Genomic DNA, 12,025 nt, shown 5'->3' on the forward strand with positions numbered 1-12,025 from the left:
GTTCTCCTCTCTAAACAGCCTAAAAATCGTATGAAGTCATCATACGATTTTATCTATTAATTAACTAAACTATGGTACAAGTCAAGGTATGACCTGCAGGCTGTATCCCATGAGAAATCACACTCCATAGCTTGTTTTTGTAGGTTTCTCCAAACATCAGGATGGTTTCTATACAAGTCCAATGCTGTTTGGAAAGTCCAATTTAACCAGTAAGGAGATAGATTGTCGAAGCTAAAGCCAGTACCGCTTCCTTCGATTGGATTGAAAGCACGAACGGTATCTCGCAAGCCACCAACTTCATGAACCAATGGCAAGGTTCCGTAACGCATCGCCATCATTTGAGACAAGCCACACGGTTCAAAACGACTTGGCATGAGGAAGAGATCACAAGCAGCGTAGATTTCTTGAGCTAGTTTGACATCAAAAGTGATATTTGCTGATAGCTTGTCTGGATAGATTTGAGCAAACCATGAGAAAGCTCCTTCAAAGGCTGGATCACCAGTTCCTAAAAGAACAATCTGAACATCATTTTGCAAGATATGGTGCAGACTTTCCACCACCACATCAAAACCTTTTTGACGTGTCAAACGAGAAACAATTCCCACCAGAGGAACGTCAGATCTAACTGGCAAGCCAACTCTCTCTTGCAATTTTGCCTTATTTTGGGCCTTCCCAGACAAATCTTCCTGATTAAAATGATAGTCTAAAAGGGCATCCGTCTGAGGATTATAAAGGTCAGCATCAATCCCATTTACGATACCAGATACCTTACCAGACTCCATTCGAAGAATCTGATCCAAGTTACATCCAAACTGACTAGTCATAATTTCATGAGCATAGCTAGGCGAAACGGTTGAAACACGATCCGCATAGAGAATACCTGCCTTCATCCAGTTCAGACAGTTGTTCCATCGAAGGGTGCCATCAGCATAACGCTCAAAGCCAACTCCAAACAAATCCCATAACATTCCTTCTGAAAATTGTCCTTGGAATTCCAAATTATGAATGGTTAAAACAGTTTTTATTCCTTGATAGGCTTGAATCCAACGGTATTTTTCCTTCAACAAGAAAGGAATCATAGCTGTATGGTAGTCATGAACATGGAGAAGATCAGGAATAAAGTCAATCCTTTCCATAGCCTCAATGGCAGCTAGTTGGAAGAAAGCAAAGCGTTCACCGTCATCAAAATCACCGTAAACATGACCACGGAAAAAATAATATTGGTTGTCAATAAAGTAGAAGGTTACACCATTTAAGACTGTTTTCTTAATCCCACAGTACTGTCTGCGCCAACCAACACTCACCTCAAAATGAAGCACATCTTCAATCTGATTTCCAAATTTAGCCTCTACCATATCATAGTAGGGGAGAATTACTGCAACTTCATGTCCCGCTTTTACCAGTGATTTGGGAAGAGCACCAATGACGTCTCCCAAACCACCTGTTTTTGAAAAGGGTGCACCCTCAGCTGCTACAAATAAAATTTTCATGAATGAATATCCTCTGTTACTTTAGCACCTTTCTTAACGACGACTGGATGTTCTGCAGTTCCACGGATCACAACTCCATCCGCAACTTCAACACCCTTGTCCAAGATAGCATATTCTACCTGAGCACCTTCTCCAATAACAACACGAGGGAATAAGATGCTATCTTTAACCAAGCTATCCTTATGGACATGAATATTACGTGATAAAACAGAATTAGCCACTTGACCTTCAATAATACTACCAGAGGCAAACTGAGAAGTGCTTACCTTAGATGTATTAGCATAATAAGTTGGCTCTTCGTTTTTGACCTTTGTATAAATCTTTTGATTTGGTGAGAAGAGAGAGTAGAATTTTTGTGATTCAAGCATATCTTTGTTAGCTTTGTAATAAGACTCTACAGAATGAATATTTGCTAGATAACCTGTGTACTCGTAGGCAAAAGCCCCTTCTTTTGCAGCTAAATCTCGTAAAACATAACGCAATTTCTCTGGATGTTCTTTCTTAGCTTCTTCTTCTAAGCGTTCAATCAACCAAGGTGTATCGACGACAAAGATATCTGTGGACATATTGTAAACTTCATCTGATGATTTACTATCAAAGAGTTTATGAGAACGGACATGGTCTGTTTCATCCACTTCTAAGATTGCATTTACTTCTGAAATATCTTTTTTAGGTAGTTTTTTATAAACTACAGTGATTGGACCTTTTGTTGTACTATGTAGATGGAAAACTTGGTTCAAATCAATATTAATCAAAACATCACAGTTGAGTGAAACTGTTTGGTTTGAGCCAGAACGTTTCAAGTAAGTAAGAAGCTGTTGGTAGTATTCTTTTCCTACTGTACTACTTTCCACACGGGTATTGTAAATACCTAGATAGTAGTGGCTAAGAAGAGTTGACAAGCCCCACTCACGCCCAGAACGGATATGGTCGAAGACTGAGCTGATATTATCTTGTTGGAAAATACCAAAGATACTACGGACACCAGCATTAGCAAGACTTGAAAGTGGAAAGTCGATCAAGCGATATTTACCACCAAATGGCAAACTAGCTACTGGACGGTGGTCTGTCAGTGTTGACATATCATGAAAACCAACTGTGTTTCCTAAAATGGCAGAATATTTATCAATCTTCATCTGTTGCTACCCCCACTACTTCATCATATCCTACAACTTGTACTTCTTCTGTTCCATCAATTTCGACACCATCAGAAATAACTGCACCTTCACCAATAATGGCACGTTTGATTTTAGCTCCCTGACCGACAATTGCACCACTCATGATAACTGAATCTACTACTTCTGCCCCTTCGCGAACTTGCGCACCTGTTGAGAGGATAGAATGTTTAACAGTTCCATCTACGAAACAGCCATCGACAACCAAGGAATCTTCCACATGAGCATTTGCCCCAAGGAAGTTTGGTGGTGAAATTAAGTTTCTTGAGTAAATCTTCCATTGACGGTTACGGCTATCCAAGGCATTTTCTGGTGAAATATATTCCATGTTAGCTTCCCAAAGTGACTCAATAGTACCAACATCTTTCCAGTAGCCATTAAACTCATATGCATAGACACTTTCACCTGACTCAAGGTAATTTGGAATGACATTCTTACCGAAGTCTGACATATCGACATTGCTCTTTTCAGCAGTAACAAGCATATTGCGCAGACGTTGCCAATCAAAAATGTAAATTCCCATAGAAGCTTTTGTAGATTTAGGTTGAGCTGGTTTTTCTTCAAATTCAACAATGCGGTTATTGGCATCTGTGTTCATAATACCAAAACGACTAGCTTCTTTAAGAGGGACGTCTAAAACCGCTACTGTCAAGCTGGCATTATTATCTTTGTGAGACTGGAGCATATCATCATAATCCATTTTGTAGATATGGTCCCCAGATAGAATCAAGACATACTCAGGATTGACACTGTCGATATAATCAATATTTTGGTAAATAGCGTGGCTAGTCCCCTCAAACCAACGATTTCCTTCACTTGCAGAATAAGGTTGAAGAATAGAGACACCAGAATTGATACCGTCTAGTCCCCAGCTTGAACCATTACCAATATGGTTGTTGAGAGCAAGTGGTTGGTACTGTGTAATGACTCCAACATTGTTGATGCCTGAGTTGGCACAGTTTGAAAGAGCAAAGTCAATGATACGGTAGCGCCCACCAAATTGCACAGCTGGTTTTGCAATGCTTTGAGTGAGTTTACCGAGACGAGTTCCTTGCCCACCAGCAAGAATCAAAGCTAACATTTCATTCTTCATTTTCTACTCCTTTTTGGTTTTTACTTGTGACGGTTTTAGTAGGTTTCAAGCGACGTTTGATTTTCCAAACACTTGCTCCCATAGCCGGTAGGGTAAAGGTCAAGGTCTGCTCATAATCTTTCCATAGTCCTTCTTGCGTTTGCACAGTTTGATTATGTTCTTTCCAAACGCCTCCCCACTCTTCTAACTCAGTATTCCAGACTTCTTCGTAAATCCCTGCAACAGGAAGTCCGATTGTAAAATCTTTTCGTTCAACTGGTGCCATGTTAAAGACGCAGACTAGCATATCGTCCTTCTTACCCTTACGGATGAAAGAAAGAACACTCTGGTCTCGATTATCCGCATCAATGATTTCAATACCATCATAGCTGGTATCGATTTCCCACAAACAGCGATGATCTTTGTAAAACTGGTTTAGCTGAGAAGTGAAATACTTCATCTTCGCATTCATTGGATCTTCTAGGTTTGACCATTCCAACTGTTCTTCAGATTTCCATTCTAGGAATTGCCCATATTCACTACCCATGAAAAGCAATTTTTTACCTGGGTGACAAATTTGGTAAGTGTAGAGATTGCGCAAGCCTGCGAATTGATTGTAGCGATCTCCCCACATCTTATGCATCATACTCTTCTTACCGTGAACCACTTCATCGTGCGAGAATGGTAGGAGATAGTTTTCCTTGAAGACATACATAAAGCTGAAAGTCACCAGATTAAAGTCATATTTACGGTAAATCGGATCTTCTTCGTAGAATCGGAGGATATCATTCATCCAGCCCATATTCCACTTGTAGTCAAATCCTAGACCATCTGAATCCTTAGTGTCAGTAATCTGAGTAGCTGATGAACTTTCTTCTGCAATCATCATCACATCTGGATGAACTAGTTTAATCACATCATTCAAGCGTTGAAGGAAATAATATCCCTCATAGTTGAGATTGCCACCATCTTTATTAGGTGTCCATGGAGCATCATCGTAGTCTAAATAGAGTATATTGCTGACAGCATCCACACGAATACCATCTAGATGGTAAAAGTCAATCCAAAACTTAATACTAGAAATCAAGAAGGACTGGACTTCATTTTTTCCAAGGTCAAAATTGAGAGCGCCCCAACCATAGTTATGAGCCTTATTATGGTCTTGGTACTCAAAAGTCGGTGTCCCGTCATAATAAGCTAAGGCATCATCATTAATGGTGAAATGACCAGGTACCCAGTCTACAATAACCCCAATATTGTTTAAGTGACATTCCTCAACAAAATCTTGAAATTCTTCAGGACGACCATAGGCATGCTCTAGAGCAAAGTAACCCATAAGCTGATAGCCCCAACTCAAACCTAGTGGGTGAGACATCAAAGGCATAAACTCAATGTGAGTATAGTTCATCTCAACCAAGTAAGGAATGAGTTCATCTTTCAATTGAGAAAAACTATAGGGGCTGCCATCAGGATTTCTCTTCCAAGAGCCAGCATGAGCCTCGTAAATATTGACAGGACGCTCTTCAAAGCTCAAGCGTTTTCTACGGGCTAGCCAGAGACCATCCTTCCATTTCTTTTCTGGAATCTCTGTTAAAATAGCCCCAGTACCAGGTCGTGCCTCATACCTTACAGCCAAAGGGTCAATCTTCATCAACTGATGACCGTTTGATCGTGTGATATGATACTTATAAATTTGGCCTTCTTGAGCAAGAGTGGTAAAGACTTCCCAGATCCCAAATTCATTTCGTTCCATTGGAATTTGATTTTCAACCCAATTGGTGAAATCCCCTACCAAGTGAACAGCCTGAGCATTAGGCGCCCACACACGAAAAGTATAGCCATACTCTCCATTTTTTTCTTCCCTATGAGCTCCCAGATAGTGCTGGAGGTGAAAATTTTCACCTGTCATAAAGGTTTTTAAAGCATTATTCTTATCCATACACCCTCCTAATTCTGTAAGCGTTTTCTATAGATTTATTATACTACCTTTTTAGGGAAGATTCAAGTAAATTACGGAATTTGCAAAAAAATCTTTTGAAAGTCTTCAACAAATTCACTGATGTGTTCACTTGTAAATCAAGAAATTTTCAGAAACGCTTTGAAAACGAATTGTTTTTTAATAATACTATCACAAAGTTCGTTATTTAGCTAACAAAAAATATAATTTTAAGTAAAAAAATAAATCAGGAAACGAATCTCCTGATTTTACATTTCATTTCACATCAAAAACAATGGATTTGACATTTGTCATCGCTTCAATACTATATTTAATTCCTTGCACTCCAGCGCCAGAACCTTTGACACCAAGGAATGGGAAATTATCTGGACCACGCTGGGTTTTATTATTTATATGAACTGTACCCACTTCAAGTTTTTCAGCAATTTCAAATGCTTTTTTGAAATCATTTGTAAAGACTGAGGATTGAAGGCCGAATTCAGATTCGTTGGCAAAGGCAATGGCTTCCTCTACACTAGCCACACGGATAATTGGTAAAACAGGACCAAATGGCTCTTCCCATGCCACTTTCATATCTTTTGTAACTTGGTCAAAAAGCACTGGCCATAGAAGATTGCCTTCGCGTTTGATTGGTGTAAGAGCCTGAGCACCTTTTTCTTGTGCATCATCAATCAAGCCCCAAATAAAGTCTGCTGAAGCATTGTCGATAACTGGTGTGATATCAGCATTGTCGAATGGATCGCCAACTGTTAATTTAGTAACCTCTGCTTGAAGCAAAGCAGCTAGTGTATCTGCTACACTTTCGATAACAATAACACGTTTAATGGCTGTGCAACGTTGACCTGAATAGCTAAAGGCACCCGCAACAATTTGCTTGGCAGCATGTTCCAAATCTGCATCTTCTAGTACTAAGGCTGCATCTTTCCCACCAAGCTCCAACATGATTGGACGCATACCAGCTAAACGACCAATACGTTCTCCGATAGGAGTTGAACCTGTAAAGTTGATGAAGTTGACTTCTTTGTGTTCAATGATATAATCCCCAATTTCTGAACCACGACCCGTAATGGTATTGAAAACACCAGCCGGAATCCCTGCTTCTTCAAACGCTTTAGCCAACAAGAGCCCAGAAATAGAACCTTGTGTTGGTGGCTTAAACATGACTACATTCCCTGCAATCAAGGCAGGTGCAATTTTAGAAGCAGATAAATTAACTGGATAATTAAAGGGAGCGATAGCCAGCACGACACCAACTGGCTCGCGACGAACAACGGCCAATTTATTTTTACTTGCTGCTTCAAAACCGCCACCTTCCATTGCTTGTCCAGTGATACGGAGACCTTCCTCAGCAGCATAGCGAATCAAGTCTGCGGTACGCACCACTTCTCCAATAGCTGCTTTAATTCCCTTTGCCACTTCTTTGGCAAGTATAGTACCAATTTCTTCCTTATCACGTTCTAAAATAGCTGCTGTTTTGTGCAAATAAGCCGCACGTTCAACTGCTGATAAAGCTCGCCAAGCTGGCAGGGCTGCACGCGCAGCTTTCATAGCCTCATCTACTTCTGCCTGAGTCATAGCTGGAACAGTCCCTAATTCTTCTTGGTTTATTGGTGAATAAATCGTAATTTCTTTTTCAGCTGATTTCCATTTTCCATTTACTAAATTCTGATATCTTGTCAAATTCTCGTCCTCCTGAAAATGATTAAGATATATTTTACCAAATTTTCAGAAAATTACAACCCTTTTTGCAATTTTTTTGAGATTATTTTCACAAGCTTGGTTTTTCAAACTATTTGAAACTTGATTCTAATCTTCATTGAAAACTTATAAATGATAAAAAGGATTAGACAATCTAACCCTTTTTAGTTTATGCATTTAAGAGAGTACTTTTAGCACTGCGACACTAGTATCATCAATGACATTTTCTTGTTTCGAACGACTATTGGTCACAAGCATTTCTAGATTTCCTGCATTTTCAAAGTATAAGGAAGTTCCCTTGGCATTGAATACTACCAATAGATGTTCTGGCCCCCCGTGAATCTCGTAAACAATCCATCCGCTATTTTCTGCAGCTGTGTGAACAAAGACATGACGGTAAACTTCTTCGTATGTAGGATAAGAAAAGGCGCTAGTCTGTGTTTTCAGTCGAATAATTTGACGGACAAAGTCAATGCTTTCTTGTCTTTCATTGATTAAATCCCAGTTTATTTGGTTAACACTGTCAGGAGCGTTGTAACTATTCATAGCACGTTCTCGGTCTGCCGAAGTGAGTTGTCCATGTTCACCCGTCGGAATTAATTTGGTTCGACCAAATTCTTGGCCAATTTCCATAAAGGACATTCCTTGCATGAGAAGGTTCATTACTGTCGCCGTCTCAACCTTGTGCATAATCTGGTCTGAACTTTGATCAGGATGAAGAGTCGCCAACAAATCATGAAGATTGTAATTGTCATGGGCTTCAACATAGTTGAGAACCTGGTTTGGACTGAGATAAGAACCCAATTCTCGGCTACCAAGAATGGCCTTGGCAATGATTGGTTCAGTGGCTGCACCACTTACAAATCCTGACTTGATTGCACCATAAACTTCTCCTCCTTTGACCGCATCACGCTGATTATCATTGAAGAATCCGATATTTGGCATTTGGTAGGCATTATCCTTCTTGGCCTTATCATAAGGTGCAAGACCTGTTCCCATATCCCAGCCTTCTCCATAAGTGATAATACGGGGATCAACCTCATCTAGCGCCCAACGAATCGCTTGCATGGTTTTGATATCATGAATACCCATCAAGTCAAAACGAAAACCGTCAATATTGTATTCCTGCACCCAGTATAGAAGGGAATCAATCATATACTTGCGAAACATTTCATGTTCACTCGCTGTTTCATTGCCTACACCTGTACCATTTTGGAAGGTTCCATCTGGGTTCATTCGATAGTAATAATCTGGAACAGTTGTTTGGAAAGGCGCATCAACCGTTGAAAAGGTGTGATTATAAACCACGTCCATGATGACACCGATTCCTGCATCATGATAAGCCTGAACCATCGTTTTTAGATCACGAACGACTTGTCCTGGATCATCTGGATTGCTGGAGAAACTTGGTTCTGGTGCATTGTAGTTTTGAGGATCATAGCCCCAGTTATAGGTTGCATTTCCATCCTCATCGTATTCCTTATGGCGATCAAAGATAGGCTGGAGTTGAACATAGTTGCAGCCAAGTTTTTTGATATAGTCAAAGGCGGTTGCTTGTCCGAATTGGTTTACAGTTTCAGTCTGGGCAGCACCAAGGAAGGTTCCACGGAGATGCTCTGCAACTCCAGATGTTGGAGATTTGGTTAAATCTCGGATATGCATTTCACAGATAACCGCTTTACATGGATTATCTAAACGCCAAGGAGCATCTGTTCCATGTTTGACTTCAAATCCATCTACTTGTCTGTCTTGATGAGAAAGAATTACGGAACGTTTGCCGTCAGGACTTGCGGCAATCGTGTAAGGATCTCTCGTCACAGTTTGGTGGTGAGGAAAGTCAATCTGATACTGATAAGCCTTGCCAGCAAGATTTTCATCTAAGTCTAGACTCCAAACACCAATGGTATTGTACTTATGACTGTATGAATAGCTATTACCACGCTCTAGATTAAAGGTTTTCCAAATCGGAGCGTCGTTACTGGTATTTTCGTAGACAACCACCTGTACAGTTGTAGCCGTAGGAGCCCAAAGCTTAAAGCTTGTCTGATAATCTGAAAGACTGTAACCTAGTTCTCCTTGGTAGCCCCAGTGGTGATCAAAACTAGCGCTATGGATTGCTTCATCAAAAGCAAATGGATTTTGATCCTTGTAGTAAGGACTAGCAATGGCTGGGTTTTCAGAATAATAAACAGTCTCGTCGCCCTCTAAAATCCAAACTTCTGTCAGAAGCGGATAGTAGTTATAACGCACGGAATATTCCTTAACTGTCCCATCAATCTCGACAGAAAACTTCAGGTTTTCTAACTTTTCTTGACTTGTAACTGTGAAGGAGAACTTTGCTCCAAAAAAGTTATTTTCATAATACAATTTTTCAACATTGTCCGCCTGTTTTCTACTAAATGAACAGGCTGCATAATCCCCGTTTTTTCGATGAAAATGGATGACTACAGGGTAATTTAACATTTCTTTTCCTAATTTCTAATTTTAATTTAATTTTTTATGTGGTGCTGATAGATTCAGCAATTTAATTTCTGACTCAAGATAGACTCAATTCATGTCAAAACACTTCAGGATAGACAGTTTCAGACTATCTAACATCTAGCCTTCTACTATTCTTTACAAACTTTCGAGCCAAGCTTCATCTCGAACTTCAATACCAAGTTCTTGTGCTTTTTGAAGTTTACTTCCAGCATCTGCACCTGCCACGACGAGGTCGGTCTTTTTAGAAACACTGCCAGTCACTTTAGCACCCAAACTTTCGAGTTTATTTTTAGCTTCTGAGCGCTTGAGCCGTTCCAATTTTCCAGTCAATACAACGGTCAAACCTGACAAGGCCGCATCTGCAACTATTGTCTGACCTTTATAGTCCAGATTGACCCCAGCTTCTTTCAATTCTCTAAGCAGAATTTCAGAACCTTCTGTCGCAAAGTAAGTCTGAAGACTCTTAGCAATCACACCACCCAAACTTTCAATACTAGCCACTTCCTCTGGATCTGCCTGAGCCAGATTTTCAATCGAATGGAAATGTTGAAGTAAAAGCTGACTGGCCTTACTGCCGACATGACGAATGCCCAAACCAAACAAGAGCTTCTCGGCAGAATTTTCCTTAGATGCTTGGATGGCCTGATACAGTTTAGCTGCAGACTTTTCCTTAACTCCCTCTAAAAGGAGGAAATCTTCTTCTTTCAAACGGTAAATATCCGCCACATCCTTGACCAGATTGGCATCAAAGAGTTTTTCAACTACTGAAGGACCAAGACCTGTAATATTCATGGCATCACGAGAGGCAAAGTGAATCAAACCTTCCATGATTTGAGCAGAACAACGCGGATTGATACAACGCAAAGCCACTTCATCTTCAAAGTGCAACAAGTCAGAGTCACAACTTGGGCAGTTTGTAGGGATATCTAGTTTCTCTTCAGAAACCCGTTTGGACTCTACCACACGCAAGACAGCAGGGATGATATCTCCAGCCTTATAAACAATAACCGTATCGTCCTTGCGGATATCTTTTTCAGCAATATAATCTACATTGTGCAAGGTTGCACGGCTAACAGTTGTACCAGCTAGTTGTACTGGTGTTAGATTAGCAGTTGGGGTCACAACACCCGTACGACCAACTGTCCAATCAACTGAAAGTAGTTGGGCTTCTTTTTCCTCAGCAGGGAACTTATAGGCTACTGCCCACTTTGGTGCTTTAACGGTAAAACCAAGTTCTTCTTGACCTGCTAGGTCATTGACCTTGATCACCACCCCATCGATATCATAAGGCAGATTGTCCCGTTCTTGTCCTACTTCTTGGATAAAATTCCAAATCTCATCCATGCTTTCAGCCAAAATCCGCTTAGGATTGACTACAAAACCGAGCTGTTCTAGGTGCTTCAACACTTTTTCTTGACTATCTCGAGTTGAAGGGCTGGCTTCTTGATAGAGAAACGTTGCAAGATTACGCTTGGCAACTACTGCTGTATCCAGCTGACGCAGGGTTCCTGCTGCCGCATTACGAGGATTGGCAAATTCAGGCTCTCCATTTTCTTGGCGAGCTTGGTTTACCTGGTCAAAAGAAGCGCGTGGCATATAACATTCCCCACGAACCGTGATATCAAGTTCTTCTTGCAAAGTTAAAGGAATGTCCTTAACACGCTTGAGGTTTTCCGTGATATTTTCCCCAACAGAACCGTCTCCACGCGTTGCACCTGCAACCAAAATCCCCTTTTCATACGTCAGCGAGATAGACAAGCCATCGATTTTCAGCTCACAAATATAGGTTGGATGGGCCACTTCCTTACGAACACGCGCATCAAAAGCTTCAAGCTCCTCACGTGAAAAAGCATCCTGCAAACTATAAAGAGGATACTGATGACTGTATTTTTCAAAACCATCTAAAACCTTGCCACCAACGCGATGGGTAGGACTGTCTGCTAGCACTTGATCTGGATAGGCAGTTTCTAACTCAACCAACTCTCGGTAAAGGCGGTCGTACTCACTGTCTGAAACCGACGGATTGTCGCTGGTATAGTATTCAGTCGCATAGCGATTGAGCAAGGCGACTAACTCATTCATTCTTTTATTCATAAAACCATTTTACCATAAATTAAGCCCTCCTCACAATGGAGAAAGGCAGAAAACTTAG

Annotated in this window: 7 protein-coding genes; all 7 read right to left on the bottom strand. The window is 40.6% G+C overall.

Features of this window, described 5'->3' with window-relative positions:
- Positions 1–56: 56 nt before the first annotated feature.
- The 7 genes from glgA to ligA all read right to left on the bottom strand — a co-directional run bounded on the left by glgA (position 57) and on the right by ligA (position 11,967).
- Positions 57–1,490 (bottom strand): glycogen synthase GlgA, encoded by a 1,434-nt coding sequence (gene glgA, locus M1G05_RS03255; protein ID WP_045611740.1) that lies wholly within the window; start codon positions 1,488–1,490, stop codon positions 57–59.
- The gene (gene glgD / locus M1G05_RS03260) at positions 1,487–2,626 is read right to left on the bottom strand and encodes a glucose-1-phosphate adenylyltransferase subunit GlgD (protein WP_247953096.1); all 1,140 of its coding nucleotides are present in this window, start codon (positions 2,624–2,626) and stop codon (positions 1,487–1,489) included. Before glgD ends, glgA begins: the two co-directional genes overlap by 4 nt.
- Positions 2,616–3,758 (bottom strand): glucose-1-phosphate adenylyltransferase, encoded by a 1,143-nt coding sequence (locus tag M1G05_RS03265; protein WP_049491443.1) that lies wholly within the window; start codon positions 3,756–3,758, stop codon positions 2,616–2,618. The genes glgD and M1G05_RS03265 overlap by 11 nt, the downstream gene beginning before the upstream one ends.
- A complete protein-coding gene (glgB, locus tag M1G05_RS03270) occupies positions 3,748–5,676 on the bottom strand; it encodes a 1,4-alpha-glucan branching protein GlgB (protein WP_045611743.1) in 1,929 nt (642 codons plus the stop codon). The genes M1G05_RS03265 and glgB overlap by 11 nt, the downstream gene beginning before the upstream one ends.
- Positions 5,677–5,949: 273 nt before the next feature.
- On the bottom strand, positions 5,950–7,374 hold the full coding sequence (locus tag M1G05_RS03275) for an NADP-dependent glyceraldehyde-3-phosphate dehydrogenase (protein WP_000199367.1): 1,425 nt from the start codon (positions 7,372–7,374) through the stop codon (positions 5,950–5,952).
- A 195-nt stretch (positions 7,375–7,569) separates the two neighbouring features.
- Positions 7,570–9,855: a type I pullulanase gene (gene pulA, locus M1G05_RS03280; protein ID WP_247953097.1), complete on the bottom strand. Its 2,286-nt coding sequence runs from the start codon at positions 9,853–9,855 to the stop codon at positions 7,570–7,572.
- A gap of 153 nt (positions 9,856–10,008) precedes the next feature.
- Positions 10,009–11,967, bottom strand: coding sequence for an NAD-dependent DNA ligase LigA (ligA, locus tag M1G05_RS03285; protein ID WP_247953098.1), 1,959 nt, complete (start codon positions 11,965–11,967; stop codon positions 10,009–10,011).
- Positions 11,968–12,025: the final 58 nt, after the last annotated feature.

The sequence above is a fragment of the Streptococcus mitis genome (genome assembly GCF_023109515.1).
GTDB lineage: Bacteria > Bacillota > Bacilli > Lactobacillales > Streptococcaceae > Streptococcus > Streptococcus mitis_CS.

Excerpts from the sequence above, each read along its gene's own strand:
- glgB (WP_045611743.1), bottom strand. The coding sequence starts at position 5,676 with ATGGATAAGAATAATGCTTTAAAAACCTTTATGACAGGTGAAAATTTT.
- ligA (WP_247953098.1), bottom strand. The coding sequence starts at position 11,967 with ATGAATAAAAGAATGAATGAGTTAGTCGCCTTGCTCAATCGCTATGCG.
- glgD (WP_247953096.1), bottom strand. The coding sequence starts at position 2,626 with ATGAAGATTGATAAATATTCTGCCATTTTAGGAAACACAGTTGGTTTT.
- glgA (WP_045611740.1), bottom strand. The coding sequence starts at position 1,490 with ATGAAAATTTTATTTGTAGCAGCTGAGGGTGCACCCTTTTCAAAAACA.
- pulA (WP_247953097.1), bottom strand. The coding sequence starts at position 9,855 with ATGTTAAATTACCCTGTAGTCATCCATTTTCATCGAAAAAACGGGGAT.
- M1G05_RS03265 (WP_049491443.1), bottom strand. The coding sequence starts at position 3,758 with ATGAAGAATGAAATGTTAGCTTTGATTCTTGCTGGTGGGCAAGGAACT.